The following is a 23599-nucleotide window of genomic DNA, read 5'->3' as shown; positions in this document are numbered from 1 at the left end:
CCATAAACTTGGGCTAAAATATGACCCGCACCTTGAGCCAGTAATTGTTCGGCTAATGTAATCCCTAATTGTTCTGCCACATCAACACTGCCACGAATATCGCCACGAATAATGCGACTGCCATCCGGCGCGCCAACTAACGCCCGCAGGTATAGCTGATCGCCGTCAAGCTGTGCATAGCTGCCGATAGGCACTTGGCAACCGCCCTCTAAGCGAGTGTTCATGGCACGTTCGGCGGCTACTCGCAACGCTGTTGCCGGATGATTCAGCGGTGCAAGCAGTGCGAGCACCTGCGTATCATGTTGACGACACTCAATACCTACTGCGCCTTGCCCTACGGCCGGCAGAGACTGCTCAACACTCAGGTAATCGCGAATACGTGTTTCTAATCCTAAACGCTTTAAGCCCGCTGCCGCTAAGATAATGGCATCGTACTCGTGGTTGTCTAATTTAGCCAAACGGGTACCGACATTCCCGCGTAGGTCTTTTATCTGTAAATCAGGACGTGCTGCGCGCAGTTGGCACTGTCGGCGTAAGCTTGATGTACCGACAACCGCACCGTGTGGCAGGGCCGCCAGATTAGCGTAGTGATGTGAAACAAATGCATCACGTGGGTCTTCACGCTCACAAATACAGTGTAAACCCAGTCCAGCAGGAAAATCGACCGGAACATCTTTCATTGAGTGTACAGCAATATCGGCGCGATCTTCGAGCAGTGCAAGCTCTAACTCTTTGACAAATAGACCTTTACCGCCCACTTTTGCCAATGGTGTATCGAGAATAATATCGCCTTTTGTTACCATAGGCACCAGTTCAACGTCTAAATCAGGGTGATGCTGGCGTAACAGCGCACTGACATAATTGGCTTGCCACAGCGCCAGTGGGCTTTGGCGGGTGGCAATACGAATACGCGACAGATTAAGGTGCGAAGTAGACATGCTATTAACCGTATGATTGAGATTGGTTAATCCTACCATTGGCAGCTATCAAGTGTCAGCGCATCGGATCGCACTCTTTATGCTTTACAACGAGAAAAACCGTGCAAGTTGTGAGATTTGTCGCATATTTTTGCTGTGGGTGTAAAAAAAATGTGAAAGCTATCATTTTTTCAACGATACCAAGAGCAGCAGACTTTGCTGCGTTAGTCAGTAAAACCGTGTAGAGATAAACCCTGTTATCTTTACGGTGATGCGGGAAAGTGTTAAATTGATCACGTTTCCGACATCATATAGCAGCAATAAATCACAGTACAATGCAAGGCAAGGGTAAGACACGGATGTGTATGGTGTCGGTGGGTTGGTTACCGGAATACCGGTATAAATGTCAGGCGACGCGTATTGTACCTGTATATTGAAACACTCAAACGGCGAATGGATGCGATGAATCAGCTACGCGTTGAGCGTGCGCTGGCAGCAATGGGGCCTGCTTTTCATCAGGTTTACAGCTTATTGCCAGTGTTGCTGAATTACAATCACCCTATGATGCCCGGTTATCTTGATGACACCGTCCCTTATGGTGTCTGCTTGTTTACGCCTGATGAAATGCAGCAGCAGTTTATTGATGACTGTTCGCGAGCATGGGGCGTTCCCCTCCAAGAGCCGCAAGACGGCGAACTTCCGATCACTGCACTCTATTCAATGGGCAGCACCTCGTCGGTTGGCCAAAGCAGTGATTCTGATCTGGATATTTGGATTTGCCACCAGTCATGGCTTGATCGTGATGAGCGCCAGCGTCTACTCGATAAGTGCATGCTGCTTGAGCAGTGGGCGCGTTCACGTGGCGTTGATATCAGCTTTTTCCTGATTGATGAAAACCGTTTTCGTCATAACGAATACGATACCCTGAGCACCGAAAACTGCGGCTCGATGCAGCACTTACTGCTGCTTGATGAGTTCTACCGCACCGCCGTGCGCTTGGCGGGTAAGCGTATTTTGTGGAGCATGGTTCCTGTTGAGATGGAGGAGCAGTACGACGAGTACGTGCGATTACTGTACGCACAAGGCGCACTGAACACAAACGAGTGGCTCGATTTAGGAGGGCTCGGTAAACTCTCAGCCGCAGAGTACTATGGTGCAAGTTTATGGCAGCTCTATAAAAGTATCGACTCTCCCTATAAAGCTGTGCTGAAGAGCTTATTGCTAGAAGCGTACTCTTGCGAATATCCAGAAACACAGCTATTGGCGCTTGAGATGAAACAGTGCATGCACGAGGGCAATATCATTAGTGATGGCCTCGATGCCTACTGCATGATGCTCGGCCGCGTGACTCGCTACTTGCAATCGGTAGGTGATAAGACACGCCTTGATTTGGCACGCCGCTGTTTTTATCTCAAAGTGTGCGAAAAACTCTCGCAGCCAGCCACCAGTCAGTGCTGGCGGCGCGAAGTTTTGCAAACGCTGGTGGCAGATTGGGGCTGGAGCGAAGCCAAACTGCGTAAACTCGATGATCGGGCACATTGGAAAATCGAGCAGGTACGTGAAGCACACAATGAACTGCTTGAAGCCTTGATGCAAAGCTACCGTAATTTGATCCGGTTTGCGCGGCGACACAATATCAGTGTCAGTGCCAGCCCAGAGGATATCGGAGTTTTGACGCGAAAACTGTATGCTGCATTTGAAGTGTTGCCGGGTAAAGTGACACTGGTTAACCCGCAAATTTCACCCGACTTGTCAGAGCGAGATCTCACTTTTATTCAAGTACCAGAGGGGCGTTCTAATCCGAAAGGCTGGTATTTATACAACAAAGCTCCGCTGATTTTTGAAATAGCCGGCCGGCCAAATCTTGAGTACAACCGCTATTTGAGCAAGCTAGTGGCATGGAGCTATTTTAACGGTTTACTGACACCGCAAACCCGTTTACATGTGCAGGGATCTGGCAGTGCGTGTGACTCGGCTAAATTGCGGCAACTGGTCGAAGATATTCGCAGTTATTTTCCGATTCGTCGGCCAATGCCAAGCCAAAAAGATCTGTATAGCCCATGCGAAATCAGGCATTTAGGCATTATTATTAATTTAGAAGTCGATCCGACGGCCGATTTTAACAACAGCGAAGTCCGATTTGATTTTAGCCAGACTGATGTTTTTAGCTTTGGTCAACAACAGCAAAGTCTTATCGGCAGTATTGATCTGCTGTATCGCAACTCGTGGAATGAGGTGCGTACTCTGCATTTTCGTGGTGAAGAGTGCTTGCTCGATGCGATTAAAACGATTTTAGGTAAGATGCATCAAGATGCAGCATTGCCAGAAGCAGTTGATGTATTTTGCTACAGCCGCCATCTGCGGGCCATTTTACGTAACCGTGTTTCGAAGATTGTTTCTGAGTGCATTGATTTGCGTTTATTAGGTGAATGCCCTGAACCTAAACGTTTCAAACCCTTACGTGTTGCAGGCCAGATGTGGGGGCTGTTTTTTGAGCGTCGTGGGGTTTCGGTACAAAAATTAGAAAATGGTGTGGATTTTTATGGGTGTATCTCAAATACCAAACTACACGGTTTTCCACTGGTCATTGGCACTGCCGAACCTCATCTACCGCCAATTGTTGATGCCTATGCCAGTGAGGGGTTGATTCAGTTCTTCTTTGAAGACAGCGAACGCGGGTTTAATATCTATATTCTTGACGAAGCAAACCGCATTGAAGTGTATCAAAATTGCGAAGGCAATAAAGATGAACTGGTACAGGATGTGAATCGTTTTTATGCTGCATCACACGATAAATTAGCGGTGGGAGCAAGTATCAGTAACTTCAATTTACCACAGTATTATCAGGTTGTTCAGCGTGATGGTCGAACTCAAATTGACCCCTATCGCAGCAGTGAGCTGCGCGAAAGTGCCACATTTGACACAACATTAACCTTTCCTTCTGAAATTTTGTTTAATTTGCATCAACCGCAAGCATAACGTTCTCTGTTGTGCATAGCCACAGTGGCAACCCGCTGTATGAGATTGTTTTTATACAGCGGGTAAGTGGTTATCGCCATTATGGTGATCGGATAAATACCGTGTGATTTCGGTGGCCATTCATTAGGTAAACTGCAGCGAAACCTCTTCACCTGACTGTGTACTGCATGCTAAAGATAAAAACGTCCAAAACTCAGCACCTGAACGGTTACAAATCCACTCTTCATCACTAAAATCAAAATGAAAACCGCCAAATTTGGTCGCAACCCAGATTTGGTGTAGTGGCTCTTGGCGGTTGAGAATGATTTTACTGCCATCTTCAAATGTCAGTGTCATCACACCACCTTGATTTTCATAATCAATATCAGTATCTATATCATCAAGTTTTTCTTCGAGTGTGTGCCACACCAGATCGGCATATTGGTGGAATTGGCTGTCATTCATGTTGGTGTCCTCTTGCTTTTCATGATCGAGCTGCGATTATAGAGATCTTACAAGCGTAAATAACTTAATAACCGTTAACAACAGGCGAACTCATGAAAAACTCTCTTTGTCGTGCACTCGCATTATGTGCTCTATTTACCTTAGCCGGTTGTGGTACGAAAGGGCCGTTGTATATGCCTGCACCTGAGCAGCCAAGCCAGCCTGTGAAAAAGCCGACGACAGATACAAAGAATAAAGCCACCTCTGTTAGCGAAAGTACAATGTCACCGGCAGTGTAACGTCAATACATCCGCCATTTTTAGATGATGGTATCAATCAAGGAAGGTTAGCGTGGATCACTTTAATTATCAGGGCAATCAGCAGTTATACGCTGAAGGTATTGCGGTTGATGAACTTGCAGCACAGTTTTCAACACCGCTATATATCTATTCGCGAGCCACTATTGAGCGCCATTTTCACGCCTTTGATCAGGCTGTTGCAGGGCACCCGCACCTGATTTGCTATGCGGTAAAAGCTAACTCAAATTTGGCGCTATTAAACCTGCTGGCCCGTTTAGGCTCAGGGTTTGATATTGTTTCGCGCGGTGAGCTTGAGCGCGTGCTGGCTGCCGGTGGTGATCCCCGTAAAGTGGTCTTTTCCGGCGTAGCAAAAAGCTATGAGGATATGGTTCGGGCACTTGAGCTGGGCATTCGCTGCTTTAATGTTGAGTCAGAAGCTGAGCTACAACGTTTAAATCAGGTGGCTGGAGAGCTGGGGTGTATTGCGCCGGTTTCGTTACGGGTGAACCCCGATGTGGATGCCAAAACGCACCCTTATATCTCAACGGGCTTGAAAGAGAATAAATTTGGCATTAATCACCAAGATGCGCGGCGGATTTACCGCCTTGCGCGTGATCTGCCACACCTGAAGGTGGTGGGGATTGATTGCCATATCGGTTCACAGCTGACCGACCTTGCCCCATTTATGGATGCGCTTGATCGTTTGTTACACCTGATTGATGCACTGGCCGATGATGGCATAGAGCTGCAACATGTTGATGTCGGTGGCGGTTTGGGCGTACGTTATAACGATGAAACACCGCCAGCCCCAGCCGATTATGCGGCTGCTTTGCTCAGTAAACTGGCTGATCGGCCAGAGCTTGAGTTGGTATTTGAACCAGGCCGAGTGATCATGGCCAATGCCGGTGTACTGGTGACGCAGGTTGAGTACCTGAAAGCGGCCGGTGATCGCCAATTTGCCATTGTAGATGCAGGAATGAATGACCTGCTACGCCCTGCGCTGTATCAGGCGTGGATGAAAATCATTCCGGTGAATGCCAGCTTAGTGCGCTCAAGTGCGGTGTATGATGTTGTTGGGCCGGTATGTGAAACCAGTGATTTTCTTGGCAAAGGGCGTGCGTTGTCGATTGCAGCCGGCGATCTGCTGGCAGTGCGCTCTGCCGGTGCGTACGGTTTTAGTATGAGCTCTAATTATAATTCGCGGGTGCGTCCGGCTGAAGTGCTGGTTGATGGTGATAAGGCTTATCTGATCCGCGAACGAGAGCAATTAAGCGATTTATGGCGCGGGGAGCACCTGCTGCCGTGATGATGGAGAATCGCGTGCACTTTTCCAAAATGCATGGGCTAGGCAACGACTTTATGGTTGTCGATGCCGTGACGCAAAATGTCTTCTTTTCACCGGAGCTGATCCGTCGTTTGGCGGATCGGCATCGGGGAGTAGGTTTTGATCAGTTGTTGGTCGTTGAGCCACCGTATGATCCCGATTTAGATTTTCATTACCGTATCTTCAATGCCGATGGCAGCGAAGTGGCGCAGTGTGGCAACGGGGCGCGTTGTTTTGCTGCCTTTGTGTACCAAAAAGGGCTGATTAATAAACGTGAGATCCGTGTGAGTACGCAGGTCGGCAAAATGATCTTGAAAATTCAGGATGATGCACAGATCACCGTCAATATGGGAGTCCCGATTTTTGAGCCTAGCCAGATCCCGCATCGGGCAGTCAAAGAAGAGAAAACCTATATTCTGCGCACTGATGCGCAGACGGTGTTTTACGGCGCAGTCTCGATGGGAAACCCACACTGTGTGTTGCAAGTCGAGAATGTTGATACGGCTGCGGTTGAAAGCTTAGGCCCGTTGCTTGAGAGCCATGAGCGTTTTCCTGAACGAGTGAATGTTGGTTTTATGCAAACACTCAATCCGCAACATATCCGTTTACGGGTATACGAGCGCGGGGCTGGGGAAACACAAGCCTGTGGTAGTGGTGCGTGTGCCGCCGTTGCGGTAGGGATTGTGCAGGGATTATTAGAACAAAGTGTACAAGTTGACTTACCCGGTGGTGCGTTACAGATCCGTTGGGAAGGTATCGGGCAACCGTTATACATGACGGGGCCAGCGACCCATATTTATGACGGATTTATTCAACTATGAGTGAATATCCGCCACGGCCACCTAAGGTAGAAACAGCGATATCAGGCGTATCAGAGGCTACAATAGATGTACAGCTAGAGCAGCGTATTGCTCACTATCTTATACAGCACCCTGCATTTTTTAACCGCCATGCCCCATTACTCGATACACTGCAGATCCCGCACCATAGCCATGGTGCGATCTCACTGATTGAGCGACAGTTGTTACAATTGCGGCAAACAGTGGATGAATATCAGCAGCAGCAACGTGAGCAACGCTTACAGGCGGCGGCTAATGAACAGTTATTCCTGCGTTTATTGCCGTTACAGCACGACTTGTTAATGGCCACTGATCTAAATGAAGGTTTGCGGTGCTTGCAAGAGTGGAGTCAGCAGCTTGGGTTATTAGCCTGCCGTGTACATCTGTTTAGTGATCGTTGGTTATTAGGCGCACCGAGTGCAGCGCACGGGTTAGCACTGCGTCCTGAGCAGTTTGCGCTACTGCGCATTCAACGCTTTGGTGGGCAGTTTAGGCCAAATGCTTGTTATTTAGGGCCACTCAATGCCTCTGAGCAACTGTTATTGTTGCCAGATATTGTACGGGTTGGCTCAGTGGCATTGCAGCGTATCGGTCAACATGCTGAACTTGGGCTACTCATTTTTGCCAGCCGTGATCCACAGCACTTTCAAACAGGTATGGGGACACAACTGCTGCAATCTGTCGCGCAAATTATAGAGTTAGTAATACAAAAATGGGTTGCCCGTCGTGAGTAAACGCATAACCTCAACATTTGCTGCTAATGCAGCACGTCGTCAACGTTTGGTACACGCCGAACGCAGTCATGCAGAAAATGGTCATACAAATAAGTGCGATACAGAGACTAGCCATACAGATAATGGCCATGCGGTATCTTCTTATCTTGAACATAATGCCACCACTTCTCCCCTCACACCTCAGTATGCCGCTCTCTCACCCGATATTATGGCGGTAGGGTCTGATTTTCCTGCCGCATTGGTTGAACCTGTGTGCCAATTTTTGGCATTCTTGCGTGTCGAGCGGCAAGTGAGCCCAAAGACGATTGAGAACTATACTCGCCAGCTACGTGCGATTGTTCATCAAATGCAGGTGATGTCGTTGAATACTTGGGGGCAACTTGATACAGCATGGGTACGGCAACTTTCTGCCCGAGCAAAACGTGAGGGCTTGCAAGAACGCTCGATTGGGTTGCGCTTGTCGGTCTTGCGCAGCTTTTTAGACTATCTCGTTTTGCAAGGGATTTTGAGTGCTAACCCTGCCCGTGCCGTATCTGCACCAAAACCACCTGGCCGTTTGCCAAAAAATATGGATGTGGATGAGGTCTCTCAGCTTTTAAATGTGGATGAACAAGATCCATTAGCAGTGCGTGATCGTGCCATGATGGAGCTGATGTATGGGGCTGGATTACGTTTATCGGAACTAATTGCGCTAAATTACCGTATGTTAGATATTGAATCAGGGCAAGTACGGGTATTAGGTAAAGGTTCAAAAGAGCGGCAAGTTCCCTTTGGTCGCACGGCCGCTGAGTGGTTACAACGTTGGTTGGTATTGCGCCCGTTATTATCGCCAACCGATGATGCACTCTTTATTTCACGTTTAGGCTCGCGCATTGCAGCACGCAGTGTACAAAAGCGGATGGCCGAATGGGGGATTAAGCAAGGTGTGAGCAGCCATGTTCATCCACATAAACTGCGCCACTCGTTTGCGACCCATATGCTTGAATCAAGCGGTGATTTACGTGCCGTGCAAGAGATGCTCGGACATGCCAACCTCTCGACCACACAAGTCTATACCCACCTTGATTTTCAACATCTTGCCACAGTATACGATGCTGCGCATCCGCGTGCTAAACGCAGCCGTTTACCGGCTGATTTGAATCGCCTACTGGCAGCGACCGAGTCAGAGCACCCTGCATTTACTACACCGAATAATACAGCAGAACCGATAAAACCTGCCGAACCGCTCTCGGCAAGCGCGACCCCCACATTCACGGTATCTGAGTCAGTGCCAACTGATTCGCTACCTCTGACGCCGCGATCTCGCTAGCGTCATGCGTGCGCGGCTAACACCATTGCCGCCCACGTATCTCACAGGAGAGCACACATGCGATTTTTCCGCCCTTTGCACCCGATTGCGGCTATCAGTTTTGATCTGGATGATACCCTGTACGACAACGAACCGGTCATGCTGGCCTGCGAGCAGGATGCTGCCGAGACACTCCGGCAGCAACATACACTGTTGGCCGATTTGGGCACGCACGAGTGGGCATTGATTCGCCAGCAGGTTGCCACCGAGCAACCGCTGCTGCGCCATGATATGACAGCACTGCGTCATCAAGCCATTTCCCAGACTCTGCATACTCGCGGATACAGTGCTGACCAAGCGCAGCAGGCCGCCGATCAGGGAATGGCTGATTTTGCCCGCCTGCGTAACCGAATTACAGTGCCGGCAGAGAGTCATCAGGTATTGCAAGCACTGGCGCAACGCTGGCCACTGGTGGCGATTACCAACGGTAATGCTGATCCGGCCGTGATTGGGTTAGCGCCCTATTTTAGCCTGATCCTACGTGCAGGGCCGGCTGGCCGTGCAAAACCCTATCCGGATATGTTTCATCATGCAGCTACCGAGCTAAAGATTGCACCGCAAGCCTTGCTGCATGTTGGCGATCATCTGGAAACTGATATTCAAGGGGCAATCCATGCTGGCGCGCAGGCGTGCTGGATCAACGATAAACAGCGCCAACTGCGCCTTGACCGTGACAGCCGCGCGCTGCCGACGCTGGAAATCCGCCGGTTGGACTCGCTGCTTGAGCTGTTATAATCCCCATCATTGTATAAAAACACAGTAAGAGTGCCCGATGGATGTATCCCGCCTGCTCGATGGCCTGAATGATAAACAACGCGATGTGGTGGCCGCGCCGCGCCGCAATCTCTTGGTGCTAGCCGGTGCAGGCAGCGGTAAAACCCGTGTGCTGGTGCACCGCATTGCTTGGCTGATGCAGGTGGAGCACTGCTCGCCGTACTCCATTTTGGCCGTGACCTTTACCAACAAAGCTGCGGCTGAAATGCGTCACCGTATCGAACAGCTGATCGGCACGATGCAAGGCGGCATGTGGATTGGCACATTCCACGGTATCGCCCATCGCCTGTTACGCGCGCACCATCTAGATGCCGGTTTGCCACAGGATTTCCAAATTCTTGACTCTGATGATCAGCAGCGGTTACTAAAACGCCTGATTAAAGCCATGAATTTGGATGAAAAACAGTGGCCGGCTCGCCAAGCGGCGTGGTTTATCAATGGGAAAAAAGATGAAGGCCTGCGCCCTTCACACATTGAAACCTACGGCAACCTGACCGAAGCGACATGGCTGAAAATTTATCAAGCCTATCAGGAAGCCTGCGATCGGGCAGGGTTGGTTGATTTTGCCGAACTGTTGCTGCGCGCCCATGAACTTTGGCTGCATAAACCGGCGATTTTGGCGCACTATCAGCAGCGTTTTACCAATATTTTGGTCGATGAGTTTCAAGATACCAACCGCATTCAATACGCTTGGATCAGAATGCTGGCCGGCAACCAGAACCATGTGATGATCGTGGGCGATGATGACCAATCAATTTACGGCTGGCGCGGTGCGCGGGTTGAGAATATCCAGCAATTCCTGCACGATTTTAACGGCGCAGATACCATTCGCTTAGAACAAAACTACCGCTCGTCGGGCAACATTTTGGCCGCCGCCAATGCACTGATTGCCAACAACAGTGAGCGGATGGGAAAAAGCCTCTGGACCGACGGACAAGGCGGTGAACCTATCTCACTGTACTGCGCATTCAATGAGTTAGATGAGTCCCGTTTTGTGGTCAGCCGAATCAAAGCTTGGCAGGATAACGGCGCGGCACTCTCAGATTGCGCTATTTTATATCGCAGCAATGCCCAGTCACGGGTGCTCGAAGAAGCCTTGTTGCAGTCGGGAATGCCATACCGCATTTATGGTGGAATGCGCTTTTTTGAGCGGCAGGAAATTAAAGATACACTCGCTTACCTGCGCCTGATTGCCAATCGTAATGATGATGCCGCATTTGAGCGGGTGATCAACACCCCAACCCGTGGCATTGGTGATCGCACCCTTGAGCAGATCCGCCATGCTGCGCGCGATAACCAGCAAACGCTCTGGCAGGCCGCTGAATTTTTGTTACAGCATAAAGTTCTGGCCGGACGCGCTGCCTCGGCACTGATGCGTTTTGTCGAACTGATAGGCGCACTGGAGATTGAAACCTGTGATTTGCCGCTACACATTCAGACCGACCGCGTGATCCGTAATTCCGGCTTATGGAGCATGTATGAGCAGGAAAAAGGCGAAAAAGGGCAGGCACGGATAGAAAACCTTGAGGAGTTGGTCACAGCAACACGGCAATATGAAGTGCCGGAAGAGGCTGAAGACATGACCCCGTTACAGGCCTTTTTAACCCATGCTGCGCTTGAGGCTGGCGAAGGTCAGGCTGATGCCTACGATGATGCAGTACAACTGATGACACTGCATTCGGCCAAAGGGCTGGAATTTTTAAATGTGTTTATTGTCGGTGTTGAAGAGGGCATGTTCCCTAGCCAGCAGTCAGCCGAAGAGAGTGGCCGTTTGGAAGAGGAGCGCCGTCTGGCCTATGTCGGCATCACCCGCGCCATGCAAAAGCTGACACTCACCTATGCTGAGTCGCGGCGCGTGTATGGCAAAGAGCAGTTCCACCGGCCATCTCGTTTTATCAAAGAGCTACCCAATGCATGCCTTGAAGAGGTGCGTCTACGTGCGACGATTTCACGGCCAGTAACCCAAACCCGTTTCTCTGCGCCTTCCGCCTCGGCAACATTGGGCAACGGCAGCGGTTACACTTTAGGCCAGCGTGTGCGGCATAGCAAATTTGGTGAGGGCACGATTATCAACATGGAAGGGAGTGATGATACTGCGCGTGTACAGGTTGCATTTCAAGGAGAGGGCATTAAGTGGTTAGTTTTAGCTTTTGCTCATCTCGATAAAATTTAAATATTATAAGCCTGTTATACCCAAATCATGTGAATAGGTATGACAGGCTTTTTCTGGCTGATGCAAAGAAACCAGAGGATGCCACTGACGCAGTAAATTAACATTATGCGGCATTGAGCCCACAAAGTCGCAAACAGGGGTGAAAACTGTAGTTATTTTCACCAACACCTTGATCTGTGAGTTAACCTGCTTAAGTAAAGGTACAAAATTTATTCATTTCAAACCGGTTGGCTGGTTGACAGTCTTTTCCACTCCGGCGTAACATTCGCGCACTATCATTTGAGAGGACACCGCCTTGGACACACCCAGTCGATGCTGGAATGAGATTTTTACCTGCTAAATTGTCCTCTCCTATTCAGGTGTTGACAGTTTTTAGCTGTCAGCAACCGTGCCGCACTGATGCTCACCGTTTCTGATTAAATCTCATTTGCCCAGTTTTGAATTGGTAGAGGCTAAAAGCTTCTGACCGTGCTTCAAAGCGTTGTTCATATCGTAACCGCAAGGGGAGGTATGACACATGCTGAGCGCATTCAAACTTGATGACCGCCGTTTACAGCGTTTAGATCTAGATGAGCAGGATAAACTGACATCCGCCTTATGGGTTGATTTAATCGAACCCGATGAAGATGAACGTGAACGGGTTCAACAAGAGTTGGGGCAAGGTTTGGCAACCCGCCCAGAATTGGAAGATATCGAGGCCAGTGCGCGTTTTTTTGAAGATGAAGATGGCCTGCATATTCACTCCTTCTTCTACTACGAAGATAACGAAGATTACGCCAGCAATGCTACGGTTGCGTTTACCATTCGCGAAGGGCGCTTGTTTACCCTGCGTGAGCGTGAACTGCCGGCCTTTCGGCTCTACCGTATGCGCGCCCGCACGCAGTATCTGCAAGAGGGAAATGCCTACGAGCTGCTGTTAGATCTGTTTGAAACCAAAATAGAGCAACTTGCTGATGTGATAGAGAATATCTACAGCGAACTTGAAGCCCTTGGGCGTGTGATTTTGGAAGGAAAACAGGGCGAGAATTTTGACGAAGCACTGTCAAAACTGGCCGAACAGGAAGATGCGGGTTGGAAAGTGCGTTTGTGTCTGATGGATACTCAACGGGCACTGAGCTTTTTAGTGCGTAAGGCCCGCTTACCGGCCCAAGAGCTTGAGCAAGCGCGTGAAGTCTTGCGCGATATTGAATCTTTGCAGCCGCATAATGAATCGCTGTTTCAGAAAGTGAACTTTTTGATGGATGCGGCGATGGGCTTTATCAATATCGAACAAAACCGAATTATTAAGATCTTCTCGGTGGTATCGGTTATTTTCCTGCCGCCAACACTGGTTGCATCAAGCTACGGTATGAACTTTGAGTTTATGCCTGAGCTAAAATGGGATTTGGGTTACCCGTATGCCTTGATCTTAATGGTGCTGGCCGGTTTAGCGCCTTACCTCTACTTTAAACGTAAAGGCTGGTTGTAACCGATTGGTTGTACAGTCAACCAGTATGAAAAAGACAGCGATAGCCTCGCTGTCTTTTTTTATTTTGGTTAAACCGCGCTGTTATCTAGCGTAAATCCGCAGACAATCCCCTGCTCAATCAGTGCCGGCAGTAACTGGCTTGGATCCATCGCTTGTACTTGTCCAAGTGACCCCCCCTGCTGAAAGTGAGCCAGCAGTACCAGCGCAAAATCATCCAGCGGTATCATCACAACCTGCTGTTGGCGTTTGAATATCGCCAGTTGGCAAGGTTGCTCTAGCTCAAGCGTCAGGCTCTGCATTTCCGCCGTGATTTGCGGGTTTAACACCTGTTGATAAAGCTCGGCAATTGCAAAATCAGACTGTAACAGCGTAGTTCCTGGCGTTAGTGTAAAAACCACATGGGCATATTCAGCCTCACTGAGCGCGCTTAATGACATCCAATCAAACGGTGCAGTCTCTTTTGCCTGCTGCGCTGTTTCAATCGCCCACTCCAGTTCAGCCAGATCAGCCAACCACGGGCTTTCGGCATCATACTCACGTAGCGCATCAATCAATGCACTGGCACTGTCTGGGCGGGCAGTCGTCAGGATATCGGTAAAGGTCTCTTCACCGAGCAGGGTAACACAGGCCGGAAATAGGGCCGTTAAATCGGTCATGTTGCTCTCGTCGCCTTATCAATCATTACAATTATTACGGGAATACTATTACTACAAAAATCCTGTCTATCACGAAAATACGGCTGGGCAGAAAACAGCCGTTGGGTATTCAGCATGCTATCTCTGTAGAGTGTTGAATACAGAACATGATTATGGATGAGAATACTATTATGGATAGTGATGATGGCAAATGGTATGGGGTTTGTTGTACGAAATGCAAACCTTGCTAGATCCTAGCGCGGAGGTACGCGATATAAGGCACTGCATATACAGGTATTATGCACGGATATGAATGTGCTCGGCGCGCTCTGCCGTACAGCTTAGCAGCAAACTGATCGCATTCTTGTCACATCACATCTTCAGTTCACAAATTCGGTCCTGCTTTACTGAAAATTGCCGCGTTTATGCGCATGCTAGGGGCCATTTCCTGATATTTTCTGCCAGAACTGCCTAATTAAACACCGGAATATTGCAGATGACTGGCTAAAAATAGCATGCGGTTTTTTCTGAAATTGATGGATGCTTATGAATATCGTTGATCGCTTTATTGCTTATACCCAGATAAACACCACCACTGATCGTGAAAAAGGGGCGGCAGGTATTATGCCCTCATCACCCAACCAAAAAGTGTTGGCCGATAAGCTCGGTGCTGAATTGACAGCGTTGGGGCTGGTTGATGTGAACGTGCGTGACAGTGCTATTGTCACGGCCACCCTGCCAGCCAACGTTGCATACCCTGTACCGACGGTCGCCTTTTTTGGTCATCTAGACACCAGTGCCGAACTCAATACCGATACTCATGCGCAGAGAGTGCACTATATCGGCGGTGATATCTGCTTAAATGCCAAGCTCGATATCCATTTACGGCAGGCGCAATTCCCTGAACTGGCACGCTATGTCGGGCAGGATATTATCGTGACTGACGGTACAAGTTTACTTGGGGCCGATGATAAAGCGGCACTGGCCGCCATCATGGATATGCTACAATTTTTACAGGCCAACCCACAGATCAAACATGGGCCTGTGAAAGTGGGTTTTGTGCCGGATGAAGAGCAAGGGCTGCGTGGGGCAAAGGCCTTTGATGTTGCCGAATTTGGTGCTGACTTTGCCTATACCCTTGATTGCTGCGGTATTGGCGAGCTGGTGTATGAGAACTGGAATGCCGGTGATGCTGAAATTATCTTTACCGGACAATCAGCCCATCCGATGTCAGCCAAAGGAAAACTCAAGAACTCATTGCTGATGGCGCACAAATTTATTGCACTGCTGCCAGCCGGTGAAGCGCCAGAGTATACCGAAGGGCGTGAAGGTTACTACTGGGTGAAAACCCTGCAGGGTAACAGTGCTAAAACCGTGCTGAAGATGGATGTGCGTGATTTTACCGCAGAGGGTTATGCCAAGCGGATGGCCTTCTTAAATACCTTAAGTCAAAGCTGTAGCGCATTGTGGGGCGAGGGGGCAGTTGAGTGTAAATTATCTGACCGCTACGCCAATGTTTTCAACAGGTTACAGGGTGAGGCTGCGTTCCCGATTGAGATTGTTGAGCAAGCCTATCGTAATCAGGGCATTGAACCGCAAGTCACGCCGATGCGCGGCGGTTATGATGGCGCTGTGCTGTCACAAAATGGTCTGCCGTGTCCGAATATTTTTACTGGTGCGCACAATTTCCACTCAATTTATGAGTATCTGCCGGTTGACTCACTACACGCGGCCAGCCGCGTGATCACCGAAGTGGTGCGGGTCACAGAACAGCGTTTTGCACCGGCCTGTTGATTGATGGGTAAGTGAATTGATTAACCGATTATTCTGTAGCCTATTCCTGTATTAAGGCATAAAAAAGAGCCACCCTTGTTTTTACAAGGGCGGCTTTTAACGTAAATTGTTGCGATAAAATCGCAGTGTCAGTGCGCGTGTTTGTACCAATACCCGCACTCGCACTCGCACTCGCACTCGCACCAGCGCGTTAGCGCATGGTCACAAACTCTTCAGACGCAGTTGGGTGAATAGCTACGGTGTTGTCAAAATCACGCTTGGTTGCGCCCATTTTCAGCGCAACGGCGAAGCCTTGCAGCATCTCATCCATACCAAAGCCAATACCGTGAATACCCACCACTTTCTGTTCTGCGCCAACACAGACCAGCTTCATTCGGCACGGCTGGCGGTGTGAGGTTACGGCGGTGTACATGGCGGTAAACGATGAGGTGTAGACCTTCACATTGGCCTCACCATACTGCTCGATGGCTTGTGGCTCAGTCAGACCGACAGTACCAATCGGTGGATGACTAAAGACCACGGTCGGCACGTTATCGTAGTTCAGGTGCTCATTCGGCTTGTTGTTGAACAGGCGCTCTGACAAACGGCGACCCGCAGCCACTGCAACCGGCGTGAGCTCAATACGGCCAGTATTATCACCTACGGCATAAATACCAGGAACATTGGTGTTCTGGTACATATCTACGCGGATGTAGCCGCGATCATCGAGTTCTACGCCAGTGGCATCAAGGTTGATGCTGTGGGTAGCAGGTTTACGGCCAATTGCCCAAATCAGGCAATCTACCGTGATGCTGCGGCCATCTTCCAGATGCAGTGTCAGGCTGCCGTCGGCGTGCTTCTCAACCCGCTTTGGCACAGCTTGCGTGTGCAGTGTCGGGCCTTCGTTTTGCATGACTTCCAGCAGCGTATCAATAATCAGCGGATCAAAGCTGCGCAGTGGGGCGTGCTGGCGTACTAGCAGATCTGTTTTTACGCCAAGCGCATGCATTACGCCGGCGATTTCCACGGCGATATAACCTGCACCGACTACCGCCACACGTTCTGGCAGTTCAGTCAGTGCGAAGAAGCCGTCAGAGTCAATACCGTGCTCCGCACCTTCAATCGGTGGGCGAGTAGGGAAACCACCGGTTGCAATCAGGATATGGTCAGCGGTGATTTGCTCGCCGTTTACCTCAACGGTGTGCGCATCAATAAAACGGGCAAATCCGCTGATGACATCCACTTTATTGTTGCCGAGAACACGCTCGTAAGATTGGTGAATCCTGTCAATGTAGGCTTCGCGGTTCTCCAGCAGTTTGCTGAAATTAAAGCGTTTTACATCGACATCAAAACCATAGTCTGCGGCGTATAGATTCATGGCTTCCGCAATTTGCGCGCCATGCCACATCACTTTTTTCGGCACACAGCCTACATTAACACAGGTTCCACCCAGTGCTTTGGCTTCAATCAGGGCACACTTTTTACCGTACATAGCCGCACGGTTAATCGAGGCAATACCGCCGCTGCCGCCGCCAATAGCCAGATAGTCATAATGTTTTGTCATGTGTTGTCATCCGTTGTCAGAGGCCAAATGCGTATCAAGAGATTTTAGTGGTAGCCGTAAAGTTACTCAAATATCGTGACGATTTATCATCATAATTCGTGATGATCGTACTTGCGGGCAGATCAAGCAAAAATAGGTGACTTGCTTATTGAGAGTATAACCAGCCTGCCACGCTCTGTGTGTGCTGAGAGTAGCGCAAAAAAAGGGCAAAATCGCGTGTTCGTTTCACATTCTGTGCTAAGTCGTACGCGTAAACGGTGTGACTAAGCCAATGAGGGGGCTATTCAGTTGGTCAAGGTTAGCGCAGGGCAAACAGATGATCGACAGGCCCTTTCCCGTGGCCAAGATGCCATTGATGGGCGGCTTGCAACGCGTTGGTAAGATACTGTTTTGCTAAGTAAACTGCGCGCTCTAAGGGTTCGCCATGTGCTAAAAAAGAGGCAATCGCCGCTGACAGTGTACAGCCTGTGCCATGTGTGTGGTGAGTGTTAATCCGTGTAGCGTCAAAGCGGTGAATGGCCGTTGGCATCAATAACCAATCTGTGCTCAATGGTGAGTTAGCGATGTGGCCACCTTTTAACAGTGTTGTCGTGGTGAGCTGTGGTTGCAGTTGTGGCAACAGTCCGCTGATATCCTCAATATAAGTTGGAATTGGCACATCAAATAATACGGCAGCTTCTGGCAAGTTAGGGGTAATAAGCGTAGCAAGCGGTAGCAGCTCTTGGCATAAGATACTGATCGCATCATGACTGAGCAGAGTATCGCCACTGGTGGCAATCATAACCGGGTCAAGCACAATGTGGGGGGGCTGATACTGGCGCAGAATGTGTGCCACGGTTTGGATAATATCCGCATTGTGTAACATGCCTATTTTTACGGCCTGTATTTTAAAATCACTCAATACGCTGTGCAGTTGTTGTTCGACGATCTGTGCTGAAAGTGGAAAAACCCCCTGTACCCCGCAGGTATTTTGTGCCGTAATCGCTGTGATGACCGAACAAGCATAGCTTCCTGTCGCGCTGATGGTTTTTATATCTGCTTGAATGCCAGCACCACCACCACTGTCAGATCCGGCAATGGTCAGTATGACAGGCATAGGGGCAGACGGTACAGGCGGTGTGGTGTGGTGGGATAAAGAGAGGGGCGCTGAGATAATACGCGGGGAAGTTATCGTTTCAAAAGGGTAATGCATATCATATTCCTTATTTAAGAAGTATGTACGCAGGGGCAGCAGCATAGCAAAAAGGTGATAACCGCCATACTTATGGGGTCAGCAAGCATGCTAGTCAGTTCCCTACGCCAGTGCTAACTGGATCAGGTTCAACGGGTTTCACGCAACGTATTACTGTGATCTCAGCACAACTGCCCCCCGACTCACTTTGTGTAGATTAACATGCAGAGTGAGGTAACACGATGTCTAGTACAGCGCGCCATCGTATCGGTTGGTGTAATGGAGATGTAAAGTAAAGGTATATGTAGAATAAATGCAAGATCAGAGACTTATAAATCAGCGACTTATAAAATGAGATATAACGATAGATGTTAATGTTCTATTACAAATAGTACTGTTTTATTGCGATATTTAAAAATGTAATCTATTCCTCAATTAACTGACATGAAATGGAAACAGTACAATGGTATTACGTTATTAATAGATATTTAATCGAGTAATTAAATGTTGAGTTGCTATGCCATATTATTTTAGGAATAAAAAAGAGCTTGTTTATCCCTAAAATAGAGCGTTAGAATCGCCACCTTAAATAAAGTGAAGGAAACATAATATGTTTAAACCATTAAGTGCTGAGTTCTTCGGAACATTCTGGCTAGTGCTCGGCGGTTGCGGGAGTGCGGTTATTTCTGCAGGATATCCTGAATTAGGTATTGGCTTTTTAGGTGTGGCATTAGCATTTGGTTTAACGGTTGTCACCATGGCGTATGCTGTTGGCCATATTTCTGGTGCACATTTTAATCCGGCGATTACATTAGGTCTGTGTGCGGGTGGTCGTTTCCCAGCAAAAAATGTGATTCCTTATATTATTGCCCAAGTTCTGGGTGGTATTGCAGCCGCTGCAGTGCTTTATTCTATTGCAAGTGGTAAAGCAGGTTTTGATGCAACGGCCAGCGGCTTTGCGTCAAATGGCTATGGTGAACACTCACCTGCGGGCTATTCAATGCACGCAGCTATTATTACTGAATTTGTGTTGTCTGCATTTTTTGTTCTTGTTATTCATGGTGTTACAGATAAACGTGCTCCAGCAGGCTTTGCACCGCTGGCCATTGGTTTAACCCTGACCCTGATTCATTTAATCAGCATTCCAGTAACCAATACCTCTGTAAACCCAGCACGTAGTATTGGTGTTGCACTGTTCCAAGGAACATGGGCAATTGATCAGTTGTGGTTATTCTGTTTAATTCCAGCACTTGGTGGTATTGTCGGTGGCTTAATTTACCGTACGATTCTCAGTGAGAAAGCAGTATAATAATTTGAATACTGATTTTTGATAATTAAACATAATCTAAAAGCGCAATTAAGAGATTGCGCTTTTTTTGTATCTGATATCCCTACAATAAAAATAAAAAAAGGCAGCAAATGAAATGCTGCCTAATAGTTGGCTACAGATAATGGTGTTACACAATACTTGATGTTACAAAATGTAAATCGCACATAAACAACATCAAAAAATCAATTTTCTGTATATTAAAGAAGCGATATTATTAAAGCCTCTCTCTGCATGATTATTGCCATTTATTGCATGGTTATGGTTATTTGTTTATCGCGTTTATTGCTATTTCATTACCACAGTTAGCATTTAAATAACGGTAAGATAGTGCCAATTGCTATTTAAATGGATAGGTAATGTAACCGTGCTCCATTTTTTCTTCAGCAATATTATAGCTTGCAGGAACATCGTTCGCGGCGATGAAACCGTAGAAGATATAACCAAAGAGTGTCAGAATTGAGCCATAAAACACCGCTACTTGGCCACAAGCATATACACCATAAATGCTATAGATTGCGGCAAATGCCCCTACTACTGCCCCAATTTTCCATTGGTGGCCAGAAACATGATTCTTACGCAACATAACAAACAAACCCGTTTGCGATAGAACATACGGCACCATGTTAATAAAGACTGATAGGTTCAACAGAGTATTAAATTGCTGCACAGTATTAGGCGAAATACTCATTGTGGCTAAAAGAAGTTCAAGTGCTAGCATAATTAGCATGCCTGCAATGGGGGCATTAAACTTGTTCATTTTTGCAAAAACCCGTGGGAATAGGTGCATTTGTGCTGCTGCCCATGAGACTTGCGCATTCGTAAATTGCCATGCTAATAGCGAACCAATACACGCAATAATCGCCAGTGCACAGATAATTTGCCCCACGAAGGGGGTAAACATCATGCTAAATACCAGCCCAAAAGGTGCGCTAGATTTAGCTAATGCCGCATTCGGAACGATGCCTTGAATCACTGAGGTTGAGGCAATATAGACAATGGCTACAAATACAGTCGCGAGCATGACGGCTAATGGCACCGTTTTCTCAGGGTTGCGTACTGCCCCAGAGTTTGCTCCTGCCGTTTCAATACCTAAAAATGCCCATAGGGTAAGTGCAATACCTGAAGAGATACCGTTAATTGTGGTTACGCCATGCGGGTTCCATGCTGCAGCAAACAGTTCTGGTTTAAACCAGAACCAACCAATAATTGATAACCCAACAACCGGAATAATAATCCCCCAGACAGTAACACTTGAGATGCGGCCAGTATATTTAGGCCCCCAAAAGTTCGCCACCATAGTCAAAATTAATACCGCGACCACGCCCCAAAAGCTGTGTACGCCTGATTCAGCCAGCCACGGGAAAAATGGTTTCATATAGCCTACGGCGGAAACTGCAATGGCAACGGCACTGATCACTAAACAGATATAGTAAGTGTAGGAAGCCATAAAAAATGACGATTTACCATGAGCCTCTTGTGAGTAGGCTGACATACCCCCATCACGGTGGCAGAACATACCACATTTTGCATAAGTATACGCAATACACAGTGCACCAAGGGTTGTTACTAGCCACGAAAGCATCGTAATGCCTCCAGTGCCTGCAAGGTTAGCAGGTAGCATAATAATACCTGAACCCATCATATTCACAGTAACTAATACGGTAAGGCCAATCAGGCCCATTTTATTATCATCGGTAGATGCCATAAAATTTATCTCTTTAATTCGATAAACTTAACTTTTATTACTTTCATCCACGTTTTTGTCATGATGAAAAATAATATCGTGAGTTTATTTTCATCGTATAAAGACAAAAGAAGCATAAATTCTATTTGTGCGATATCAACCTATAACAATATCGTTATAGGGTATGTCGTTATACGGTGAAAATATCAATAACGCGCTAATATAAAATTGTGCTGAGTATTATTAACCATTGTATTTTCATTGGGTGATATTATTTTTGTCTGCCCGTAGCGAAAATGTCAAAGCCAGCATAGAAAAAATAGAGGTGAACAGTTTGTTTCAATATGGTTTCTTTCTTTTTATTTGTGGCATGTTACGTCTAATAGAAAGTAATTATTTTTTATTCATTTAATGGTATATAAAGTGTATTTACTTGTGTTTTTTATAGAGGGAGAGTGTGATTTTAAGTGTGGTGATTTTTGAATATGATGATATTTATTTTTAAGTGTTACATTTTTCACATGATCGTAATGCATTATGTTTTTTCAGTACGGTTTTTCTTCTAAGAAATAGACTTAAAATGTCATTAAATTGTAATTAATATCATAGCGATAAATGCAACACTTTGTATCGTTGTGATGTCGATCTCAATTTATGATTCCCCTTTTGCTGGCTATCGTTTTGACCGTAAAGATAATTTTACAGCTTATTCATGAGATTTAATGAACTTATTGTGTTTTTTATTGCGGTTATTCGCTGATAGACATGACAGGCAACGAAGAGTGTGAATCATACTCAAAATACTGAGATCTGTATCACATGATTACGATGAGATTAAAATACTCACGCAGGTGGTTATCACAGATCGGTTATCCGCAGTCAGTACACCTTGTTTAGGTTTTACCTATTGCCATAGCCTCATACTTAAGTTCAAAATAATTCATAAATTTGAATATAATTAATAAATCATAGGGTTAATTACAGTGAAAATAAGTTAAATGTGATTATTGCTATTATTTGTGTTATTTATTTTCCTGCTAAATATTTAGCTATTTGTGCTTTTTAATTATGATTAAAAATAATCAGACTTTTTATTTTTTTTATATGTATCAACGTGTTGTGTTTTTTATTTGGCATAAATATGATTTTACATGCCAAAAAGTACACAAATAATATGTGACTTGCATTCCGAAGTTAGCTTAGTATTTATTATATTCACCACAGCATAACTTGCCCTGTAGCAATATTTTTTGTATTGATAGCTATTTTACAATAGGGTGTCGACTTATATTTAAGCACTAAAGCGATAACTATAACTATTTGTGCATATAAATAATATGAGTGTGGTTTTATATGAATATCTTTTGCAATCAGATATGGCTGACATTACGACTGCAACCTATTGTAGATTTAAATACCCATCAAGTGCAGGCGTTAGAGGTGTTAACCGTATCACTAAGTACGATTAAAATAGAAGATTTCTTTAAGGGTTGCTCGTTATCAAAAAAAAAGAAATTTTTTTATTGCAGCTAAGAAAAGTGAGCTCGCTCTTTAATACAACGTGTGTTTTTCATATTAATCTTGATGCTGATGCTTTGATTAATCCCATTTTTGTAGCAACGCTTTTAGCGGACTCACAGGTACGGTTAGCTATTGAGATAGAGCATATTCCTGAACAGCAAGCTCAGTTCTTATCTGCGATATATAAAATAAAACAGAATGGGCATCAGATCTGGTTAGATGATTTTGGCCGAGATAATATTAATTTTAAGTTAATGAACCAGAAGTATTGGGATGGCATTAAAATTGATAAAGATGTGTTCTGGATATACCGTGATAATACAGAGTTGCTCAAAAAAATCGTAATGATTTGTCATCACTCTGCTGACGCTGTCATTATTGAAGGGGTTGAGAAAACAACAGATTGTGAAACGGCCAGAAAGTCAGGGGCTTATTATGGTCAAGGGTTTTTATGGTCAGATATTAATAGCGATGAATACCTAATCTATAACATTAAAAAATAATTATTACCCTATTGAGTTATGTAAGTGCGTATTTATAACGTATTGAAAAGATATACTTGCTTATTTTATCTGGCTTTATATTTATTTAATGGAGTTTGATTTGTCACCTCGCAATATTTTTGCAAGTGGCAAAGAGATGT

The 23599-nt window shown here is 46.7% G+C and carries 16 protein-coding genes, 2 pseudogenes and 1 riboswitch; of the genes and pseudogenes, 12 read left to right on the top strand and 6 right to left on the bottom strand.

Features of this window, described 5'->3' with window-relative positions:
* Positions 1-2: 2 nt before the first annotated feature.
* Positions 3-938, bottom strand: a pseudogene (gene hemC, locus ACRC53_RS12710) (hydroxymethylbilane synthase); the annotation flags it as partial.
* 399 nt (positions 939-1337) lie between these two features.
* Here hemC and ACRC53_RS12705 point away from each other — a divergent pair.
* Positions 1338-3896 (top strand): class I adenylate cyclase, encoded by a 2559-nt coding sequence (locus ACRC53_RS12705; protein ID WP_438643758.1) that lies wholly within the window; start codon positions 1338-1340, stop codon positions 3894-3896.
* A gap of 123 nt (positions 3897-4019) precedes the next feature.
* Here the strand turns inward: ACRC53_RS12705 and cyaY are convergent, their stop codons facing one another.
* Positions 4020-4340 carry an iron donor protein CyaY gene (cyaY, locus tag ACRC53_RS12700; protein ID WP_438643757.1) on the bottom strand — a complete coding sequence of 107 codons (321 nt, stop codon included), beginning with the start codon at positions 4338-4340 and terminating at the stop codon, positions 4020-4022.
* A 92-nt stretch (positions 4341-4432) separates the two neighbouring features.
* Between cyaY and lptM the strand changes: the two genes are divergently transcribed.
* From lptM to corA, 8 genes and pseudogenes are all read left to right on the top strand, one after another.
* Positions 4433-4618, top strand: coding sequence for an LPS translocon maturation chaperone LptM (gene lptM, locus ACRC53_RS12695; protein ID WP_438643756.1), 186 nt, complete (start codon positions 4433-4435; stop codon positions 4616-4618).
* A 52-nt stretch (positions 4619-4670) separates the two neighbouring features.
* On the top strand, positions 4671-5924 hold the full coding sequence (lysA, locus tag ACRC53_RS12690; protein ID WP_438643755.1) for a diaminopimelate decarboxylase: 1254 nt from the start codon (positions 4671-4673) through the stop codon (positions 5922-5924).
* 14 nt (positions 5925-5938) lie between these two features.
* Positions 5939-6763 carry a diaminopimelate epimerase gene (dapF, locus tag ACRC53_RS12685; RefSeq protein WP_438643754.1) on the top strand — a complete coding sequence of 275 codons (825 nt, stop codon included), beginning with the start codon at positions 5939-5941 and terminating at the stop codon, positions 6761-6763.
* Entirely contained in the window at positions 6760-7515 is a 756-nt protein-coding gene (locus ACRC53_RS12680; protein ID WP_438643753.1) for a DUF484 family protein, read from the top strand. Before dapF ends, ACRC53_RS12680 begins: the two co-directional genes overlap by 4 nt.
* Positions 7516-7723: 208 nt before the next feature.
* Positions 7724-8638 (top strand): annotated as a pseudogene (gene xerC, locus ACRC53_RS12675) (tyrosine recombinase XerC); the annotation flags it as partial.
* Positions 8639-8881: 243 nt separating this feature from the next.
* A complete protein-coding gene (yigB, locus tag ACRC53_RS12670) occupies positions 8882-9598 on the top strand; it encodes a 5-amino-6-(5-phospho-D-ribitylamino)uracil phosphatase YigB (RefSeq protein WP_438629408.1) in 717 nt (238 codons plus the stop codon).
* A 37-nt stretch (positions 9599-9635) separates the two neighbouring features.
* Positions 9636-11810 (top strand): DNA helicase II, encoded by a 2175-nt coding sequence (gene uvrD / locus ACRC53_RS12665; protein ID WP_438643752.1) that lies wholly within the window; start codon positions 9636-9638, stop codon positions 11808-11810.
* Positions 11811-12327: 517 nt separating this feature from the next.
* Positions 12328-13278 (top strand): magnesium/cobalt transporter CorA, encoded by a 951-nt coding sequence (gene corA / locus ACRC53_RS12660; RefSeq protein ID WP_438643751.1) that lies wholly within the window; start codon positions 12328-12330, stop codon positions 13276-13278.
* Between the two features lie 68 nt (positions 13279-13346).
* On the opposite strand, the gene ACRC53_RS12655 is transcribed toward corA, so the two are convergent.
* Entirely contained in the window at positions 13347-13934 is a 588-nt protein-coding gene (locus tag ACRC53_RS12655) for a hypothetical protein (RefSeq protein WP_438643750.1), read from the bottom strand.
* Positions 13935-14459: 525 nt separating this feature from the next.
* On the opposite strand from ACRC53_RS12655, the gene pepT reads away from it, so the two are divergent.
* Positions 14460-15707, top strand: a complete 1248-nt coding sequence (pepT, locus tag ACRC53_RS12650; protein ID WP_438643749.1) for a peptidase T — start codon at positions 14460-14462, stop codon at positions 15705-15707.
* A gap of 190 nt (positions 15708-15897) precedes the next feature.
* On the opposite strand, the gene gorA is transcribed toward pepT, so the two are convergent.
* On the bottom strand, positions 15898-17250 hold the full coding sequence (gene gorA / locus ACRC53_RS12645; RefSeq protein ID WP_438623257.1) for a glutathione-disulfide reductase: 1353 nt from the start codon (positions 17248-17250) through the stop codon (positions 15898-15900).
* 298 nt (positions 17251-17548) lie between these two features.
* Positions 17549-18442 (bottom strand): bifunctional hydroxymethylpyrimidine kinase/phosphomethylpyrimidine kinase, encoded by an 894-nt coding sequence (gene thiD, locus ACRC53_RS12640; RefSeq protein WP_438643748.1) that lies wholly within the window; start codon positions 18440-18442, stop codon positions 17549-17551.
* A gap of 82 nt (positions 18443-18524) precedes the next feature.
* Positions 18525-18632, bottom strand: a riboswitch (TPP riboswitch).
* A gap of 399 nt (positions 18633-19031) precedes the next feature.
* Here thiD and aqpZ point away from each other — a divergent pair.
* Entirely contained in the window at positions 19032-19730 is a 699-nt protein-coding gene (aqpZ, locus tag ACRC53_RS12635) for an aquaporin Z (protein WP_438643747.1), read from the top strand.
* A gap of 358 nt (positions 19731-20088) precedes the next feature.
* Here aqpZ and potE read toward each other — a convergent pair whose 3' ends face one another.
* Positions 20089-21456 (bottom strand): putrescine-ornithine antiporter, encoded by a 1368-nt coding sequence (potE, locus tag ACRC53_RS12630; protein WP_438643746.1) that lies wholly within the window; start codon positions 21454-21456, stop codon positions 20089-20091.
* A gap of 1469 nt (positions 21457-22925) precedes the next feature.
* Here potE and ACRC53_RS12625 point away from each other — a divergent pair.
* Positions 22926-23459 (top strand): EAL domain-containing protein, encoded by a 534-nt coding sequence (locus ACRC53_RS12625; RefSeq protein WP_438643745.1) that lies wholly within the window; start codon positions 22926-22928, stop codon positions 23457-23459.
* The last annotated feature ends 140 nt before the right edge of the window (positions 23460-23599 follow it).

Origin of the sequence: Plesiomonas sp. (assembly GCF_051652165.1) — a bacterium.
Classification (GTDB): Bacteria; Pseudomonadota; Gammaproteobacteria; order Enterobacterales; family CAMTGL01; genus Plesiomonas.
This window is presented reverse-complemented; position numbering and strand designations above follow the sequence as displayed.